17 protein-coding genes and 1 pseudogene are annotated in these 16896 nt (G+C 61.8%); 7 read left to right on the top strand and 11 right to left on the bottom strand.

Annotated features, from left to right (window positions below; translation table 11 throughout):
• Nucleotides 1–162: 162 nt before the first annotated feature.
• The gene (locus tag ACFLEY_RS16720) at nt 163–1146 is read right to left on the bottom strand and encodes an aldo/keto reductase (protein WP_028175855.1); all 984 of its coding nucleotides are present in this window, start codon (nt 1144–1146) and stop codon (nt 163–165) included.
• Between the two features lie 101 nt (nt 1147–1247).
• Between ACFLEY_RS16720 and ACFLEY_RS16715 the strand changes: the two genes are divergently transcribed.
• Nucleotides 1248–2141 carry a LysR family transcriptional regulator gene (locus tag ACFLEY_RS16715; RefSeq protein ID WP_060908041.1) on the top strand — a complete coding sequence of 298 codons (894 nt, stop codon included), beginning with the start codon at nt 1248–1250 and terminating at the stop codon, nt 2139–2141.
• A 192-nt stretch (nt 2142–2333) separates the two neighbouring features.
• Here the strand turns inward: ACFLEY_RS16715 and ACFLEY_RS16710 are convergent, their stop codons facing one another.
• Entirely contained in the window at nt 2334–3407 is a 1074-nt protein-coding gene (locus tag ACFLEY_RS16710; RefSeq protein ID WP_211433592.1) for a hypothetical protein, read from the bottom strand.
• 248 nt (nt 3408–3655) lie between these two features.
• Here ACFLEY_RS16710 and ACFLEY_RS16705 point away from each other — a divergent pair, with 248 nt between their 5' ends.
• A complete protein-coding gene (locus ACFLEY_RS16705) occupies nt 3656–4684 on the top strand; it encodes a patatin-like phospholipase family protein (protein ID WP_028175852.1) in 1029 nt (342 codons plus the stop codon).
• Between the two features lie 6 nt (nt 4685–4690).
• Here the strand turns inward: ACFLEY_RS16705 and ACFLEY_RS16700 are convergent, their stop codons facing one another.
• From ACFLEY_RS16700 to ACFLEY_RS16680, 5 genes are all read right to left on the bottom strand, one after another.
• The gene (locus ACFLEY_RS16700; RefSeq protein WP_011088299.1) at nt 4691–5119 is read right to left on the bottom strand and encodes a CBS domain-containing protein; all 429 of its coding nucleotides are present in this window, start codon (nt 5117–5119) and stop codon (nt 4691–4693) included.
• 190 nt (nt 5120–5309) lie between these two features.
• The gene (locus ACFLEY_RS16695) at nt 5310–6125 is read right to left on the bottom strand and encodes a rhomboid family intramembrane serine protease (protein WP_060908042.1); all 816 of its coding nucleotides are present in this window, start codon (nt 6123–6125) and stop codon (nt 5310–5312) included.
• Nucleotides 6126–7586: 1461 nt separating this feature from the next.
• The gene (locus ACFLEY_RS16690; RefSeq protein ID WP_396604698.1) at nt 7587–8786 is read right to left on the bottom strand and encodes a hypothetical protein; all 1200 of its coding nucleotides are present in this window, start codon (nt 8784–8786) and stop codon (nt 7587–7589) included.
• A 17-nt stretch (nt 8787–8803) separates the two neighbouring features.
• Nucleotides 8804–9553 (bottom strand): hypothetical protein, encoded by a 750-nt coding sequence (locus tag ACFLEY_RS16685; RefSeq protein ID WP_211434510.1) that lies wholly within the window; start codon nt 9551–9553, stop codon nt 8804–8806.
• Between the two features lie 90 nt (nt 9554–9643).
• On the bottom strand, nt 9644–9853 hold the full coding sequence (locus ACFLEY_RS16680; RefSeq protein WP_060908044.1) for a hypothetical protein: 210 nt from the start codon (nt 9851–9853) through the stop codon (nt 9644–9646).
• Nucleotides 9854–10374: 521 nt separating this feature from the next.
• On the opposite strand from ACFLEY_RS16680, the gene ACFLEY_RS16675 reads away from it, so the two are divergent.
• Nucleotides 10375–10527, top strand: coding sequence for a hypothetical protein (locus ACFLEY_RS16675; protein ID WP_396604697.1), 153 nt, complete (start codon nt 10375–10377; stop codon nt 10525–10527).
• Between the two features lie 649 nt (nt 10528–11176).
• Here the strand turns inward: ACFLEY_RS16675 and ACFLEY_RS16670 are convergent.
• Complete coding sequence (locus tag ACFLEY_RS16670) at nt 11177–12346, bottom strand: sensor histidine kinase (protein WP_060908045.1); 1170 nt, start codon at nt 12344–12346, stop codon at nt 11177–11179.
• Between the two features lie 303 nt (nt 12347–12649).
• On the opposite strand from ACFLEY_RS16670, the gene ACFLEY_RS16665 reads away from it, so the two are divergent.
• The 4 genes and pseudogenes from ACFLEY_RS16665 (at nt 12650) to ACFLEY_RS16650 (ending at nt 14950) form a co-directional block, all read left to right on the top strand.
• Nucleotides 12650–12859 carry a hypothetical protein gene (locus ACFLEY_RS16665; protein ID WP_014494388.1) on the top strand — a complete coding sequence of 70 codons (210 nt, stop codon included), beginning with the start codon at nt 12650–12652 and terminating at the stop codon, nt 12857–12859.
• Between the two features lie 123 nt (nt 12860–12982).
• Nucleotides 12983–14065, top strand: a pseudogene (locus tag ACFLEY_RS16660) (IS630 family transposase); the annotation flags it as partial.
• A gap of 124 nt (nt 14066–14189) precedes the next feature.
• Nucleotides 14190–14645 (top strand): YidB family protein, encoded by a 456-nt coding sequence (locus tag ACFLEY_RS16655; protein WP_025576412.1) that lies wholly within the window; start codon nt 14190–14192, stop codon nt 14643–14645.
• A gap of 41 nt (nt 14646–14686) precedes the next feature.
• Nucleotides 14687–14950, top strand: coding sequence for a GlsB/YeaQ/YmgE family stress response membrane protein (locus ACFLEY_RS16650; RefSeq protein ID WP_060912595.1), 264 nt, complete (start codon nt 14687–14689; stop codon nt 14948–14950).
• A gap of 111 nt (nt 14951–15061) precedes the next feature.
• Here the strand turns inward: ACFLEY_RS16650 and ACFLEY_RS16645 are convergent, their stop codons facing one another.
• From ACFLEY_RS16645 to ACFLEY_RS16635, 3 genes are read right to left on the bottom strand one after another with little or no spacing between them, the layout of a single operon-like run.
• On the bottom strand, nt 15062–15796 hold the full coding sequence (locus ACFLEY_RS16645) for a hypothetical protein (RefSeq protein ID WP_060908048.1): 735 nt from the start codon (nt 15794–15796) through the stop codon (nt 15062–15064).
• On the bottom strand, nt 15793–16209 hold the full coding sequence (locus ACFLEY_RS16640; RefSeq protein ID WP_060908049.1) for a phage holin family protein: 417 nt from the start codon (nt 16207–16209) through the stop codon (nt 15793–15795). Before ACFLEY_RS16640 ends, ACFLEY_RS16645 begins: the two co-directional genes overlap by 4 nt.
• Nucleotides 16206–16886: a hypothetical protein gene (locus ACFLEY_RS16635; RefSeq protein WP_082755221.1), complete on the bottom strand. Its 681-nt coding sequence runs from the start codon at nt 16884–16886 to the stop codon at nt 16206–16208. The genes ACFLEY_RS16640 and ACFLEY_RS16635 overlap by 4 nt, the downstream gene beginning before the upstream one ends.
• Between the last annotated feature and the right edge of the window lie 10 nt (nt 16887–16896).

Raw genomic sequence — 16896 nt, 5'->3', positions numbered from 1 at the left:
TGCACCGGCTGTGACGAAGTCGCGACGCCCGTGGAATAAGCCGATGTTTGCGGTGTTTTGCGGCCGCTCGGGCGCCTGATAGCGCTGACAGAGGTATTCAAATCAGAACACAGGACGAGGACGCCCGGTAAGCGAACGCTCACCGGGCGTTCATGCACGATGTCAGCGGCCGACTCGCGCCTGGAGATGCGCAGGATAGCGATCGCCCTGCACCGCCACCTTGGCCAGCACGGCCGCGATGGCAGCGAGATCCGCATCCGACAGCGTCACCGCGGCCGCGCCGACATTCTCCTCGAGCCGGTGCAGCTTGGTGGTGCCGGGGATCGGCACGATCCACGGCTTCTGCGCCAGCAACCAGGCGAGCGCGATCTGCGCCGGCGTCACTTTCTTCGCTGTTGCGATCTCGCCGAGCAGATCGACCAGCGTCTGGTTCGATTTTCGTGCGCTGGATGAGAAGCGCGGTACGATGTTGCGGAAGTCGCTCTTGTCGAACGTCGTGCTCTCGGTGATCGCGCCGGTCAGGAAGCCCTTGCCGAGCGGGCTGAAGGGAACGAAGCCGATGCCGAGCTCTTCCAGAGTCGGCAGGATCTCCTGCTCCGGCTCGCGCCACCACAGCGAATATTCGCTTTGCAATGCGGTCACGGGCTGCACCGCATGGGCGCGGCGGATGGTCTGCGCGCCCGCCTCCGACATGCCGAAATGCAGGACCTTGCCGTCGCGGATCAGGTCCTTCACCGCTCCCGCGGTGTCCTCGACCGGCACATCGGGATCGACGCGGTGCTGATAGAACAGGTCGATGCGGTCGGTCTTCAGCCGCTTCAAGGCGGCCTCCGCCACCGCCTTGACGTTGGCGGGCCGGCTGTCGAGCCCGTCTTCGACCTTGCCGCCCTTGAAGCCGAACTTGGTGGCGATCACGACCTTGTCGCGGATTGGCGCCAGCGCCTCGCCCAAAAGCTCCTCGTTGACGAAGGGGCCGTAAGCCTCGGCGGTGTCGAAGAAGGTCACGCCGCGCTCGAAGGCGGTCCTGATCAGCGCGATCGCCTGCGAGGTCTCCGTCGCCGGACCATAGCCATAGCTCAGTCCCATGCAGCCGAGGCCAAGCGCCGAGACCTCCAGACCACTCTTGCCCAGTTTACGCATCTGCATCGCAGCTCTCCTTGCAATCACGTTCGGCTGCGAATTTAGGTCGCGCGCGAGCCTGCGATTAGGTGATAAAACCGGCATGTACTCATGACCCGGATTCATGAATGGCCCGCACCAACGTCAACGACCTCCTCGCCTTCCTCGCGGTCGCCCGCGAGCGCAGCTTCACCCGCGCGGCCGCCCAGCTCGGCGTGTCGCAATCCGCGCTCAGCCACACCGTGCGCGCGCTGGAGGAGCGGCTCGGCCTGCGGCTGCTCACCCGCACCACCCGCAGCGTCGCACCGACGGAAGCCGGCGAGCGCCTGCTGCGCAATATCGGGCCGCGCTTTGCGGAGATCGACGCAGAGCTGTCAGCGCTGACCGCGCTGCGCGAGACGCCGGCCGGCACCGTGCGCGTCACCACCGGCGAACATTCGGCACAGACCATCCTGTGGCCGGCGCTCGCCAAGCTGCTGCCGCGCTACCCCGATATCAAGGTCGAACTCGTCGTCGACTACGGCCTCACCGACATCGTCGCCGAGCGTTACGACGCCGGCGTGCGGCTCGGCGAGCAGGTCGCCAAGGATATGATCGCGGTGCGGATCGGGCCGGAGATGCGCATGGCGGTGGTGGGCGCGCCGGCCTATTTCGCCACGCGCGGCAAGCCGAAGCAGCCGCAGGATCTGACCGAGCACAATTGCATCAACCTCCGCCTGCCGACCTATGGCGGGCTCTATGCCTGGGAGTTCGAGAAGCGCGGCCACGCCATGAAGGTGCGGGTCGACGGCCAGCTCGTGTTCAACACAGGGCTGCTCAGGATGAATGCCGCGCTGGCGGGGCTTGGTCTTGCCTATATCCCGGAAGATCTGGTGAAGCGGGAGATCGCCGACGGGCGGCTGATCCGCGTGCTCGCCGACTGGTGCGCGCCGTTCGCGGGCTATCACCTTTATTACCCGAGCCGGCGGCAGCCGACGCCTGCGTTTGCCGTGCTGGTGGAGGCGTTGAGGTATCGGAAGTGAGGGGCCGCGCAGACGGTGTGCTCCCTCGCCCCGCTCTTGCGGGGAGAGGGTTGGGGTGAGGGGTGCCTCCGCAATCACGGTGAGAGTTGGACTCGCGGAGAGCCCCCTCACCCGGAATCCGCGCTTCCAGCGCGCATTCCGGCCTCTCCCCGCAAGCGGGGAGAGGCGAAGTAGCCGCACCGGTCGGGCTAATTAGCGCGCGACGACTTCCACTTCGCCGTCGACGCCGTTGACGACGTTGAAGCCGCGCTCGTAGACCTTGCCCTCGTTCTTGGCGATGGCGCGGTATTCGCCTTCGGAGAGCACGACGCGCGGGAAGGCGCCAATCGATTCCTTGATGACGTCGCCGCCGGGGGTCAGAACCGACCAGGCGGTGTTGGCGAGGGCCTCGCCGCCCCTGTCGCTGACGAGCTTGAGCGTGATGACTGCGGCGCGATGGGTGATGGTGACGTCGGTGAGCTTGCCGGCCTGGACGCGAATGTCCGAGCGCACCACCGAGTTGGCATCGCCATAGTTTGAGACGATGTAGTAGGTGCCCTCCGGGATCAACACGACGTCGCCGGCGGCGACGTTCGGCACCAGCGAGGCGCGCTCGCCGGATTCGAACTGGCTGCCCTTGTAGATCGCGAACGAGATCTGGTTCTGCGGGATGATGCTGGTGCCGACGCGGCCTTCGATGCGCAGGCCGCCTGCCGGCAGCACGAAGGATTCGCGGTCGGTCTCGGCCTTCAGGCTGACGGTGCGCACCGCGCTGACGAGCCCGAAGGCGACGTGCACGACGTAATTGCCGGGCGGCAGCACGATGTTGGGCGTCGCGTTGCGGTCCTCCCGGATCAGCTTGAACGTGCCGTTCTCGTCGGGACGGTCGGCGAAGACACGCCAGACCAGGCCGCTGGTGATCGGGGCCGAGTCCTTGCCGTATTTCGCGGTCAGCGATAGCACACCCTGTCCCGGCGCCGCCGCATTGAGCGGCGCGGCCGGCGGCACGGTCGTGACCGCGGGTGGCGGCATGCTGGGGGAAATCGGCTGGGTCAGGGTCGGCGGCAGGCTGGGGGGAGCCGCCCCCGGCCCGGAGGGCGGCGCCAGGCTGACGGCGCCGCCGGGGTCGGGCACCGATGCAGGGGGCACCGGCGGAGGCCGATCGGAGAAAAGCTGCGCCTGGGCAACACCTTGCCCCAGGATGACGAGGCACGCGGCAAGGATCAACGCCGGCAGCAGCGATACGCTGCGCCGCCATCCGATGATGCCGTCACCCCCGATAGTCATGCCACCTGCTTTTCACCGAAAACGCGGCAAATTCAAGCCTCTGAAACCCCAGGAAATACGGCCCCGCCACGGTTTGATGGAACCTGGTTGACGCCTGCGTGATTAGACAGGAGGCAACCGCCCCTCGCCATACTCCTGCCCAGTGCCCTTTCCAAAGCGGCATAAACCATGCTTCGCCCCGGTTCTGGCGCAGAGCAGGTGCTATGCCTAGTCTGGTGGTGCGGCTGGCCACGCGTAGGAGAGTTTTGGTGCTGGACAGATTGAAGGGCCGCGGCGCGAATGGCTCGAACAGCGAGAAGATCGGCCTCGGCAGCATCCGCCGGCCGGTCATTGGCCTTGCCCTTGGCGGCGGCGCAGCGCGCGGCTTCGCCCACATCGGCATCATCAGGACCCTGCTCGCCAACGGTATCGTGCCCGATGTCGTGGTCGGCACCTCGATTGGCGCCGTGGTCGGCGGCCTCTACGCGTCCGGCAAGCTCGATACGCTGGAGGAATGGGGCCGCGGTCTGCAAGGCATGCGCAACATCCTTGGTTATCTGGACATCCGCCTCAACGGCTCCGGTCTGATCGGCGGCGAGAAGCTGGCGACCCGGCTCGAGGCAGCGTGCGGCCAGACCTTGATCGAGGACCTCCCGATCAAGTTCGCCGCCGTCGCGACCGAGGTTCGCACCGGCCACGAGATCTGGCTGACACGCGGCCGCGTGGTCGACGCGATGCGCGCCTCCTACGCCCTGCCCGGCATCTTCTCACCCGTGCTGATCGGCGATCGCTGGCTGGTCGACGGCGCGCTGGTGAATCCGGTGCCGGTCTCCGCCGCCCGCGCGCTCGGCGCTGAAATCGTCATCGCTGCAAATCTTTCCAGCGACATCTTCACCTATTCGACGACGGTCTATTCGCACGGCGCGGCACCCGGACCGGCCGCACCTGCGGCCGAAGAGACGACGCCAAAACGGCGCTTCCCGAGATTCTTCTCGCCTGAGAAGACGGTGAAGCGCGAGTTCTTCGGCGGCGGGGACCGGCCCGGCCTCTCCTCGGTGATGGTCGATGCCTTCAACATCATGCAGGACCGCATCACCCGCGCCCGCCTCGCCGGCGATCCTCCGGACCTGCTGATCACGCCGCGGGTCGGCCAGTTCGGCTGGTTCGACTTCCACCGCACCGACGACCTCATCGCATTGGGCACCCGCGCCGCCGAGCGTGCGCTGGACTCGATCCAGGAGGCGATCCACGCGCTGGCGCCGCCGCCCGAGGGCGCGGCGCCCAAAGCCGGCGAGTGACGGCGGTCAGGCCGTCTTGATGTAGTCGCGCAGGGCTTCCTGCTCGGACTCGTATTCCTGGACGCGGCGCTTGACGATGTCGCCGATCGAGATCAGGCCGACCACCTTGCCGTTGTCGATCACCGGCAGATGGCGGAACTTGCCTGTCGTCATCGTCTCCATGAGCTCGGCGACCGTGTCGGTCTCCTTGCAGGTCACGACCTTGCGGGTCATGACCTGGGAGACCGGCTCGTCCAGCGCGCCGGCGCCGCGCTCGCCGATCACGCGCACGATGTCGCGCTCGGACAGGATGCCTTCCAGCCGGCTCTGGTTCATCACCAGCACCGCACCGATCTTCTTCTCACCGAGCAGCTTTATCGCGGCGGCCAGCTTGGCGTCGGGCTCGACGCTCATGATCTGGTGGCCCTTGGTGTTGAGAATGGAACGTACCGTCATTGTCGCCTCCCTGAATCGGAGCCGTCCGCCTTTTGGCAGTCGGGACTTGTTCCTCGAGTCTTCAACTAACAGTTTCAGCGCCGGTTTCACGCTCAGGCGCTTTACGAAGCAAAGCCGCTACCCGCTTGTCGCTTCGGAACATTCTTCACGCGAATGATGGATGAATTCGGGCCGCGCCGCAAGCGCCGCTTCAAATACGGTCTGAAACGTCCTGTGATGACGCATCCGCAGCATCGCTTCGCACGCGCGGTACCGGATCGAACAGCGCGAACAGCAACAGGCCGGCGAAGAAGCCGCCGATATGCGCCTGCCAGGCGACGCTCGTGGTCTCGGCATCGACCCCGATCGCGCCGACGCCGAAGATGATGTTGACGCCGAACCACACCGCGAGGAAGCCGACCACCCGCCCGTCGCGCAGCGCGCGCGACAGCGGCAGGGCTGGAACCTTTGCGGCGGTATCGGCGTCCGAACGGCTGAACGACAGGAAGCTGCCGCGGACGAAGGCAAAGCGGATCGCCGCCGCCATCGCGCCCGACACCGAGGCCGAAGCGCCGATCATCGGCGCCACCGCATGCTCATGGGTGACGAGATGGGCGAGCGCGCCGGCCGCCGCCGTCACCGCGAGAAAGAGGAAGAACCTGATCGCGCCAAAACGCCGCGCCAGCGCGCTGCCGAACGGCAGCAGCCACAGCACGTTGAAGCCGAGATGGGTCAGATTGGCGTGCAGCAGCGAATAGGTGACGAAGCTCCAGACCTTGGCGCCGGCGCCGCCCGGGATCTGCAGGTTGAGCAGCGAGGAATCGTAGCGCTTCGGGATGAAGCCGAAGACGTCGATGGTCCAGTTCTCCAGTTCCGGCGGCAGCAGCACCCGCAGATGGATCAGCGCCAGCAGGACGATATAGGCGGTCAGCGCGAACGGCAGCGTCAGGATCGGCTCGCGCGGAGCCGCCTCAACAAGGGCCGGTACGTCCGGCTGAGCATCGTGCGAATCTTGCGGGGAATCCAAGGCGGCTTCGCTTTCAGGCGCAATCGGAGCGATACGCTTGGAGATAGTCGCCTTTGCCGGCCTCGCGCAAGTGCACAAAAGGAAATCGTGAACGAGGGGCTCGTCTCGAACCGAGCGAGGCACTTGGTCCCGGCTCAGCAGTGCATCGCTAAGGCGCTGCCCTGCGTCCGGGGCACGGAGCCTTAGCGATCCGGACCGATCTCGTGTCCCGGACAAGGTGCGGCACGAAGTGACGCGCCGCCGAGCCGGGACCCAGATTGGCGGCGGGTTCGAATTGTACAACTTTAGGTAGCTGCAACGATCTGCCTCACGCCCATGCAAACCGCCTTCTTCGTCTATATCCTCGCGAGCAAACGAAACGGCCTGCGCTGCGTCCGGGGCACGAGAGAGTGTGCCTGAGAAAGGAAAAGGCAGGGCCCTGGGAAAGCCCTGCCTGTCCGTGTCGGACTTCCGGTACCCCCAGGGATTAAGGTGTATCCCCACCCCTCCCCGCGGCCCGTGACCAAACTGTTTGACGCCTGTGTACAGGCCCCGCCGAGAACCTGGAGAAAAGCGGCGAAGCTTGCGACCGCGGTCACCATAGCAGCGCTGCGGGAGGCGCAAAGCGCATAGTTAATTTAACGTTAACGGGTAGCCCAGCACTAACTGCCTGTAAATGCTTGCGAACCCGTTTGTTCTCCCCTGGGCTGGCTAAGGGCGGGCTAATGCGCTTGGAGCTGCGCAGATGCTTTGACGGTGCCCCGCGGTGCCTTGCACCGGCAAGCGTTGGTCAGCGCACAGGCGGAGCCGCGGCGCTCAACAACCAGCCTCTACAACGTGCCCGTTTGGCCGCTCTTATCTCGATAGATTGGAAGCGATGACACCCGTCGCCCTGCACACGGCCAACACAAAGGTATCGAGATCAGTAGCCTTGGCCTTCCACTGTTAAGCCCGCAAGATTCGCCGCGGGCTACGCCGGAAACCCGCCTTCCGTATCGCGATGCCCGTGCATAGGGCTGCACATAAGTACCATCCTTGCGGGTATAGCCCGAGACCCACTCCGTCTTTGGCCGCGATGTATCGCTACCACTGCCAACCGGTGTGCCACCTCCGCCCCCAAGGCACCCCGCCTGCTCCGCTATTATCGCGACGCTCGTCCCAGCTCGCCGGATGCCCATCGCTCAGGTCGAGCAGCGACAGGAATCCACTTACGCCCGAACGCCTGATCGTGCCACCCGGCAAGCAGTCCATGGTGATGTACGCATCGCCGCTCTACCGCATGGCTCTCGCCGCAATCCTCGACCTCAGATATACACCCGAGCCGCCCCGAGAGGGGCAGGCGCAGTATGAACTTTCGCGAGAGGTTTGGGTTAGGTCGATTCCAGCGGGACATAGAGGCGGCGCTGGCGACGATGCTTTATTCCGACGAAGAGCAGGAGGAGAGACGCCGCATCAGACCACGTCGCAGCCGCCGGGCACTCCCTAATATCCCCGAAAGTTAGCGATGTACTCCCGATACATTTCGGCGCGCTCGTCATCGAGCCCAAACCTGTTGAGCTGCACCCTGCCCCTCGTTCGATCATCTCCATGCATAATGCAACTCAGGTCGGTCGCCTGCTCATGCCGGGCCACGATGGTCTTGGCAACTTCGAGCGGAAGCTCGTTGCTGTAGGTCGGATTGCGGCCGAAATTGTTCTGCGCATGATACAGAGCCGCTCCGTAATCCTTAAGAACCTCCTTGATGTAGACCATGGCCAGGTCGTCAATCTCTCTTGGAGCTTCCTTGTTTCCGAGGATCAGCACCGAAACGAGCCGCGCCACCTTCCAAGACTCACGCTCCCACCCCTGGATCAAACGTTCTTTCAGAATGGCAAGGAAATCCGGCTTGATATATTCGAATGGGACGTGTGGCCACCCATCGAGCAGATACATATCGTACAGGCCGCGACCGAAGAGGCTCCGGACAGTATCATCTTCTAGCCAACGGGTGATTTCTATGCTGTTGACGGCCCCCACCCGGTGAGCCATGTACGCAAACATGATGTCTGTGATCTGCTTAAGGGAATAAATCCCCTGTGACGCTTCCCCCAGGATCGATGTCAGCATCGAGAACTCGGCTTTGGTCGCGTACAGCTCAAGCCACCTAGAGGAGACTCGCCTCAAGCGGACGTCGATCGGGTGCGGTGGCTGCGTCAGCTTCCTCGCGTTCTCCAACGCCACCCGATATCTGGAAACCCAGTACCGGGTCCTGCTTGGCTCCTCCAAGAACACGTCATTATAGGAAGCCTCGATCTCCTGGGCGAACCATTCCTCTTGTTGGGCCTTAACCTTGCCACTACGTGCGTCATCAAGCATCTCGCCCAAATCGCGAAGCACTGGGTGAGTGAGCGCACTTAGCCCAAAGATGACCTTTAGTCTGGCCTTCTCAGCATCTCCCTCGATGATATAGGGCGTTTGTTTGTGCCAAAATATAATCGGCGCAGGATCTCCTACGCTGAACACCCTGTCTCTGTAAGCGTCCGGGACATCACGCGTTACATCGTAGTGGTCCACATTCTCATACAGGAGGAAGGCGCTGATGTTGTAATCAGCGTCCATTTCCGGAACGTACATGGCGTTTCCGGCCTCGAATATTGGCACGCCGATAGAGTCGGCTGGAGAAAGCCGAAGAGCAGCGGTCACCCTCAACCCATCCGGGGTCAAATGTTCACTCCGGCCCTCTTGTAAATCCGTTCAACGGCATCGTAGATCGACGAGTAGTGCTGACTGAGACTCAGCGGCAGCAACCGGTAGGTCTCGATGTACTTTGTAAGCTTTAGCAACGACTCACGCACCCCCTCCGTGCGCATATACTCCTCCGGGATCACGACACCGAGCAGGTCTTCCTTGCGCAGAGGAATGTCTTCGCCGACTTGCACCTCGATGGCTGCGGCGCGGTCATCGTAGTTCCTGGTCGAACCCTCCCGATACAACTTTCCCAGAGCCAGGATTTCAGCATGGCTCATGTCGAGAACGTGCTCGTCCTTGATCCTCTCTTCGTCGACCGATTTGCGATCCACGTACCTGCGTGGGGTGTCGAAATACAGAGAGATGAGCCTCCCGATCAAAGCATCATCCGACCCAAGATCGAAATTCTGCATATCGAAGGCTGTGAGATATGAGGGCATCCTGTTGCGGTCGAAGGCGCCGGTGTCGAAGGGATAGATACGCTTGATCGGTGGCGGTGTCGCAAACCGCATGACGAACACCGACGGAAGCTGCCAGGCAAACAGGTAGCAAAGCTTTTCGCCCTTGAAGACATCGCACCTCATCGCAAGAAGCGTCTCGTCCTGGATGATTTTGATGAGCTTGCTGGATGGCGTGCTATGAACCCATGGCGGACTTTTCGGGTTGGCTAGATTCGAGTTGCTGAGAAATTCACGCAGGCGGACTTCCCGAGGTTTCATCATCTGACCTTAGAGGCTGCGGCAAATCACTACGAAAGCAATTTATCAAAACCGGATCGGACAGGTAGGAGCGTCACCCACTATCCCCACTACTCAACCGAGATGTCGGGCAATGCCGTGGGCAATCAGGAGTACCGTACCCAGAGGTACGAGCACGCCGGCCAGCACAGCTACCAGCATGAGGATAAACCCCCTGTCCCGGCCAAAGGCTCCAACAACCGTCTCCGACTGAGATAGGAGTCCGCCCAAGCCTACCGCGAACCTCGCCAGGGTCGGTTCATGCTTTTGCGTGGCTTTAGCCATGCCCGTCTCCGAAAGTGAGCCTCCGGGAGATCCCCGGCTCGTACCGTAGGACCATTTCCCAGCCGTCAACCGCTAATAACGCACCACGACGACCCCGGTCGGGTTTGCAGTTTGGAAAATCCTCTTTGACGCTTTATCCAACAGCAATGATTATTTCAGCAACCGCAACGCACTAGCCACACAGCGCCCGGAAAGCGCCTTTTTAGCTATTTCAATATGTTATGCATTGCACAGCGGCTGCGGAGCCTACCAAAACCCTCGTCCAAAATTTGGAAAAGTCGTCCGCAGCCACGGATTTGCCGGGTACGGCTGCTTTGTTTGGGCGTGTCCCGGCCCGGGCTGGACGAATCAGCGGGATGGCCCGCCAGCGGTGAACACGAAGGTCGCGCAGTTTACCCCACACCTCTTGCCCCGCCGGCACGCACCGGAAGTCGCGGGCGTACCAGTCCTGATACTCGAAGATGACGCGCTTGTGGGTCTCGTTCACTTGAGCCGGACGAGTCTCTTCGGAGATCGCTTACTTGGTAGGCTATTCCGACCAGAGCACGTTTTTCCGCGCCACCCATTGCTGGTTCGGTGAGTCACCGGGCGAATATCGCGCGCGCGTGACGGCGGGGCACGGGCGGGAGATGCTGAGACGCTCCGCAAGTAAGCTCGGCCGGCGGCACCCTTAGCGCCAGCGTATTGGCTGAAACCGCCCTCGTTGCGGCTTAGAATGGTGCCGAATGTCCGCTTTGCGTCAAAGACGGCATCGGCGAGCGGTCATTGATGTCCGCTTAGGGTCTTGGTCGTGTAAAAACGGCTTCAATGGACGTCGGTCCGGAGCTAGGGACTGCGCCCTGTCTCAAGCGCCGATCGCGGCCATCAATTGCTTGCTCCCAACGATGTTCATGACCCGCGTCAGATTATAGGCCAGGACCGAGAGTGCCATCTCGGCGGCTACTTTTGGGAGGGTTGCTCTCGTCTATGAAATCATCGAGGCATTCGGGCAATAGCGTCCACTGCCCACGATCCGCCCCTTCAATGAAGCGCCTCATCAATTCCCCCCGGAGAATCACGGGGAGAATCATACAGCGGCACGGCGTTTTCACACAGCCAGGGTCACAAGCTGCCCTTGGCAGGCTGCTTCACCTTGGTGGGCTCATCCCCCGGAAGCAGACATTTCCGCTCTCCGAGCGAAGGTCCGCGAAGGGCCACAACCGGACTACCCCACCTCGGCGACGTGTGGGGCTTTGCTTGTGGTCCGCAGGTGTACCATCGGCCGACCCCGCCCGCGATAGCTGAGGCGCAGCCTATCCCGTGCCTACCTCAGCAGGTCCCACTTTACGTTATCAAAGGGAATGTAAGCGTTGTTGTTGTACCCGCGTCGCTGCTGGTCTGATCGACGGTACCGCCAATTTGTCTCGCCAAAGAGGTCATCAGCTTAAGGCCCGATCCGTTTTCGTTTGGATGTTGAATGCCGCGACCGTTGTCGGTCACTGTCAATCGGGCCTCGCCGTAGCCGACGCCTCCCACCAAACTTACGCTGATCCTGCCTCCCTCTGCACCGAACGCATGTTTGATGCTGTTCATCGCAGTCTCATTCAAAATGAGGCCAACCGGGAGGGCGCGGTCGATCGCCAACTCGAGTTCGTCGCACTCGACGTCTACTTCAACCTCATCCACCTGATTGCGGATCGCGCTGCAAAGAGCCCGGATGTAATGGGAAAGTCTGACGATCTGCCCTTCTTGGCGAGGGGCAAGCTGATCATGTGCGAGCGAGATGGCGTTGATGCGGCTGGCCACGTGGTCTAGAGCGCGGTGTGATTCCGAGCCAAGATAGCGGCGCTTCTGGATGGAAATCGAGGACAGGACGAGTTGAAAATTGTTCTTGACCCGATGTTGCATCTCCCGAAGCAAGATCTGCCCCTTTTTAACTTCGGCGACCGCAGCCATAAGGCTTGCATGTTCGTCCGGTCGCGCATCGCGACGCAGTACAGCACCTATCAGCGCGGCGGCGGCGGTCAGAAACTCGGTCGTATCCTGCGAGAAGTCTCTCGGCTTCGTACTGTCCACCTCCAGCACGCCCCATGCGGCACCGCCGATGAGGATCGGGACGTTGCTGACAGCCACAATGCCGTGCTCCGCCAAGAACTCGGAACGAACAAATTCCTTCTGCTCGGCGAAATCTCTGATGCTGACAGGCTCGGCCGTTTGAAAGGCGCGGCCAGGCGGCGAGCGGAGGTCGGCCGACAGCGTGGCGGTGCGGACGGCGCTCTCCTTCCAGCCAACTCCCGCAATCAACAGAAGATCGGACGTGTCTGGACGATATTGAAGCACCTTAACATGGTCGATTTCCACGGCTCGGGCAATTTGCAGCACGGCTTGGTCCAAGAAGCGCTCTGTTCCGGCGTCTTCGACCGAAAGACGACCGATATCGACCAAAATGCGGATGTGGCGCCGGAGTTTGTCCAGCACATCGCCGTCAGTGTGTTCGGTCGGGTGGTCCTCCATTCGTTTCTAACATCGGGCCTCATGAATTGTGCCTAAGTAAGCGCGCCACCAATCGCCAAAGCGCACCGGAATTGCTTGCTTCCGTCGGCAGGACTGGATGGCTGCGCTCCTACGGGAGCGGCAACAGCGTCCGCAATTTAGCCCTCAACTGGTCGACCGAAAACGGCTTGCCGATCGCCAACGTACCTTTGGGGGCTCCAAAAAGAGATGGGATTTCGAGGGGGAAGGCTTGCTGAGCCGAGCTCCACAGGGAACCTCCGCTCCGATGCGGGTTGATTCTCAAGACAAACAGCGAGAGCGAAAATGGGAAACAGTGGCGTGGGAATGCTACTCGGCGATACCTCAGTGACGGCGCTCTGGATGATGTTTATCGGCGCCTTCATCTTGGGTGGCACAATTCTCTATGGCGTCATGAAGACGGGAAGGTTGCGCCGCAGCGAGCGTGCGCAGCTCGACCGAAACACAGAGATGGCGCAGCGCCGCGACGACCCGGAGAAAAGAGCCGCTCGTTAGCAATCGGCGCGTCGAACGGTCAAACGTAAGATTTAGGAACTTAGGCCGGAATGGCGCTAGTCATCTGGAACGCAAGTTCGTCACATTAGTTGATAGCTCGAATCTCTATAGAGGAGAGCGCTTGTGGCGAATGGAGTTGTGCGAGGCCGGCCGATCGCGCCGTTAGTGCTGAGTCCGCAGGAGCGCGCGTACCTAGAGAGGCAAGTTCGTCGTCATCGCGTTGCCCGATCGCTATCTGAGCGATGCCGCGCGATCCTGCGATGCGCGGATGGATTGCCAAGCAAGTCTGTGGCTGCCGAACTCGGCCTGCACGAACACACCATTGGCAAGTGGCGTCGCCGATTTTTGAAGGACCGCTGTGATGGCCTGCTTGACGAGGCACGCCCTGGCCGCCCTCGAACCATCAACGACGATCAGGTTGCTGAGGTGATCGAGCGGACGTTGCGGACGACGCCAGCCGATGCCACGCATTGGTCGATCCGCTCGATGGCTGCGGAAACCGGCTTTTCCCACACCACGATCCGCCGAATGTGGGCGGCGTTCGGCTTGCAGCCGCACCGTGGCCAGACATTCAAGCTATCGAGCGATCCGCTGTTCGTCGACAAGGTACGCGACATCGTCGGCCTTTACCTGTCCCCACCGAACCGAGCCCTTGTCCTCAGTATCGATGAGAAAAGCCAGATCCAGGCCCTGGATCGCGAGCAGCCGGTCCTGCCGATGATGCCGGGCGTACCGGAACGGCGCACACACAGCTATGTGCGGCATGGTACGACCTCGCTGTTTGCCGCGCTCGATGTCGCCTCGGGATTCGTCATCGGCAAATGTTACAAACGCCACCGGGCAATCGAGTTCTTGAAGTTCCTCAAAGAGATCGACGCTCAAGTCCCTGAAGGGATCGATGTCCATATCGTCATGGATAACTACGCCACCCACAAAACACCCAAGATCAAAGCGTGGCTCGCGCGCCGTCCGCACTATCATGTCCACTTCACGCCGACTTCCGCGTCATGGATCAATCAGGTCGAGCGCTGGTTCGCTGAGCTCACCAGAAAGCAGATCCAGCGAGGTGTTCACACCTCCGTCAGGCAACTCGAGGCCGACATCCGTACCTTCATCGATTTGCACAACAGACACCCGAAGCCCTTCAAATGGACCAAGTCCGCAGACCAGATTTTGGCGTCCGTCAAACGCTTCTGCCACAAAGCCCTAGGCCTGAATCGACGTTGCGCTTCGATCCTTCGCGTTTGTCGAGCGACCAGCGACGTTATGCCTAGGAACAGAGCCGGAGCCTCCGAGTTCGGCCTGTGCAACCTTATAACGGAGTTACAAGATGAGCCGCGGAATGCCGTCCATGACCGCACTGCTCGGGCTGCTCGCTATCGCCGGGTATCAGAATCGAGACAAGCTGGCGGAGTTGCTCAAAGGCCCGGGATCTGGATCGCTCGAGCCCGCCAATGCTCAACAGCCGCTGGGCGGCCTGCTCAGCAATCTCACAGGCATGCTGAGCGGTGCTGGTGTCGGAGGTCTACTCCAGGGAGGAATTGGCGAGCTACTGGAGAAATTCAACCAAAATGGCTACGGGGACGCGGCTCGGTCTTGGGTCAGCTCGGGGCCGAATAAGGACCTCTTGCCGACGCAGCTGCGGGAAGCAATCGGCCCCGACGTGTTGGACAAGCTTGAGAAGGAAACTGGGCTTTCTCAGGAGGAGATCCTCGCAAGGTTATCGCGTGAGCTTCCCCAGGCGATCGACAAATACACGCCCGAGGGGCGTTTACCCACCTCGTAGCCTTCCAGCTGGCGCCATTGTTTATTCAGGAGGAGTGGAACATGAGCATTATTTGGACCATCATTATCGGCTTTGTCGCGGGGGTAATCGCAAAATTCATCATGCCTGGTGACAACGAACCCTCCGGGTTCATCCTGACCACTATCCTCGGAATCGTCGGCGCCTTCGTTGCCTCTTACCTTGGCCAAGCCCTTGGGTGGTACCGTCCGGGAGAGGGCGCCGGACTCATCGGTGCCGTGGTCGGCGCGATTATCGTGCTCTTTGTGTATGGCCTCTTCGCCGGACGACAACGGCGCGCGATTTGACGAGCAGAAGACAGGGCTTTGTCCGCAGTGACCTGCGTGCGCAGCATCTGCCTGATCAAGTTCAAGCAAAGGGGGCGCGCCGTCGACTGGCAGCGTCCCCTCTTCGTCTCATCAAGGTGACTTCACCTTGGCACGGGCAGCTGCCGCGGCGTCCATGCCGGCTTGCCTAACTCGGTCCACAACTTCGGCGCTGGTGTCGCTGATTTCTGCGACGACCGTGTCCGAGGCTTCACGCAGGGCCTGCGATACCGCACCGGCCCGCCGATTGAGGTCAACTTTCACATCGTCACTGACTTCGCCGATATACTTGTTCTCGGTCTCGGACGCGCGAAACGCGCCCGCAACCGCTGCACCGATCGCGATGCCCACGACCCCAAGCACGAGGGGCTGCCGTTCAAGCATATCGGTGAGTGACGATTTCGCGCTGCTTATGGCTTCCTTGTCCGGAAACGGATTGCCAAGCTTGCTGAATTTCTCCTGCGCAAAGGCGACGCCCTCGTCGAAACGATCCCGGACGTTGTCGGCGGCTCCGGAGACCGCATCGGAAGCGGCAGCGGTCGCGCCTCGAAAGGTTTCTCCGATGCCGATCGAGCCATCGTCGTCCATTTCAGGTGCGGTCGGAGGCGCCACGGTCTGCTTGACGGCGGATGCCGCCGACCTGAGACCACTCGTCCCCATGTCGGCGACGGGTGCAACGGCCTCCACAGTCGAACGCGCCGCAGTCTTCAGCTTCTGGTCGCCGACCAACAGCCAGAGCGCTCCGCCTCCGATCAGCGCGGCTGCAAGCGGGTTTTCACGGGCGGCCGTCACCAAATTGTCCATAAAACTGGTTTTTGTGCTGCTCATCGCACCATTCCCTTCACGGTGTCCTTATCCCTTTCGAGCTGGCCGATCGTTTCCCGGAGCGCCAGATGACGGACATCAAGCCGGTTGATGCCGACGGCGACGAGCGCGGCGGCGATGGCCGCGGCGATGGCCGCCGACGTCAGATAAGAGACCGGCTGAGACCATCCCGCGGAGATTAATCCTGCGGACAGGGCGAACAGTGCCATGACGATCGCTGGGATCACCAAAATGGCGCCACCTACGATCAAGCCTAGCCCGCCGCCGATCTTCTGAAGTTTGTCGCCAACCTCCGCCTTTGCCAAGTCTATCTCGTTCTGGAAGAGCTTGGCGAACTGCGACATGGCATCGCCGAGCAGCGCCGAGATCGCACTGAACTCGCTTTGACTGGTTTTGATATCGCGCTCGATGCTCATGGTACTGTGCTGCCCTGTGTGGATGAGGTTTGTTGCGTGCTGGAGCCAGGTCGCACGGTCTCCTGAGGCCGGGTTTGTTCTCCCGCCGAAAACGAGGTCCCGCCCGGCTGCTGGGCGCTTCCCGATGACGATCTGTCCGTGGCGTCGCGCCGCTCTGGGGACGACGGATGCCCGCCCGATGCCTTCAGGAAGCGGACCGCAGCGAAGCCTGCCAGCACCGATATCCCGAGAAAGGCCGCAGGCTGACGTTTGGCGAAATCGGTTGCGCCTTCGACGAGATCTCGGAAGCTCCCCTCCCGGATCTTCTGCGCGGCGTTCTCGACATAGTCGGCGGCGGAATCGATGCCACGTGCGGCGAATGGTACGTCGGTCTCAAAAGCTCTGCCGGCTTCGCGGATGTTGCCTCCCAGGCGCGCGACGAAGTCGGCGCCCGACCGCTGCTGCTCGCGCGCCTGGCTCTGGATCTGGTCCACGGTTCCTTCGGCGACCCCCTTTGCTGCATCCGCGGCTTCACCGAATTTGTCTCGCGCAAGATCGGCCGTTGCCTGGAAAGCATCACCGGCGCGCTGCTTCATCTCCGCTCCGGCATCGCCAATCTGTTCTCTCAGATTCTTCGCGGTGCCTTTGTCCTGGTCCTTTGCGAACTGCGTCACGTTGTGCGGGTCTAAATCGCTCATGATGTTTTCC

The sequence above is a fragment of the Bradyrhizobium sp. YCK136 genome, assembly GCF_044570075.1.
GTDB classification, from domain to species: Bacteria; Pseudomonadota; Alphaproteobacteria; order Rhizobiales; family Xanthobacteraceae; genus Bradyrhizobium; species Bradyrhizobium diazoefficiens.
This window is presented reverse-complemented; position numbering and strand designations above follow the sequence as displayed.

Excerpts from the sequence above, each read along its gene's own strand:
- ACFLEY_RS16720 (WP_028175855.1), bottom strand. The coding sequence starts at position 1,146 with ATGCAGATGCGTAAACTGGGCAAGAGTGGTCTGGAGGTCTCGGCGCTT.
- ACFLEY_RS16715 (WP_060908041.1), top strand. The coding sequence starts at position 1,248 with ATGGCCCGCACCAACGTCAACGACCTCCTCGCCTTCCTCGCGGTCGCC.
- ACFLEY_RS16710 (WP_211433592.1), bottom strand. The coding sequence starts at position 3,407 with ATGACTATCGGGGGTGACGGCATCATCGGATGGCGGCGCAGCGTATCG.
- ACFLEY_RS16700 (WP_011088299.1), bottom strand. The coding sequence starts at position 5,119 with ATGACGGTACGTTCCATTCTCAACACCAAGGGCCACCAGATCATGAGC.
- ACFLEY_RS16685 (WP_211434510.1), bottom strand. The coding sequence starts at position 9,553 with ATGATGAAACCTCGGGAAGTCCGCCTGCGTGAATTTCTCAGCAACTCG.
- ACFLEY_RS16680 (WP_060908044.1), bottom strand. The coding sequence starts at position 9,853 with ATGGCTAAAGCCACGCAAAAGCATGAACCGACCCTGGCGAGGTTCGCG.
- ACFLEY_RS16670 (WP_060908045.1), bottom strand. The coding sequence starts at position 12,346 with ATGGAGGACCACCCGACCGAACACACTGACGGCGATGTGCTGGACAAA.
- ACFLEY_RS16665 (WP_014494388.1), top strand. The coding sequence starts at position 12,650 with ATGGGAAACAGTGGCGTGGGAATGCTACTCGGCGATACCTCAGTGACG.
- ACFLEY_RS16655 (WP_025576412.1), top strand. The coding sequence starts at position 14,190 with ATGAGCCGCGGAATGCCGTCCATGACCGCACTGCTCGGGCTGCTCGCT.
- ACFLEY_RS16650 (WP_060912595.1), top strand. The coding sequence starts at position 14,687 with ATGAGCATTATTTGGACCATCATTATCGGCTTTGTCGCGGGGGTAATC.
- ACFLEY_RS16645 (WP_060908048.1), bottom strand. The coding sequence starts at position 15,796 with ATGAGCAGCACAAAAACCAGTTTTATGGACAATTTGGTGACGGCCGCC.
- ACFLEY_RS16640 (WP_060908049.1), bottom strand. The coding sequence starts at position 16,209 with ATGAGCATCGAGCGCGATATCAAAACCAGTCAAAGCGAGTTCAGTGCG.
- ACFLEY_RS16635 (WP_082755221.1), bottom strand. The coding sequence starts at position 16,886 with ATGAGCGATTTAGACCCGCACAACGTGACGCAGTTCGCAAAGGACCAG.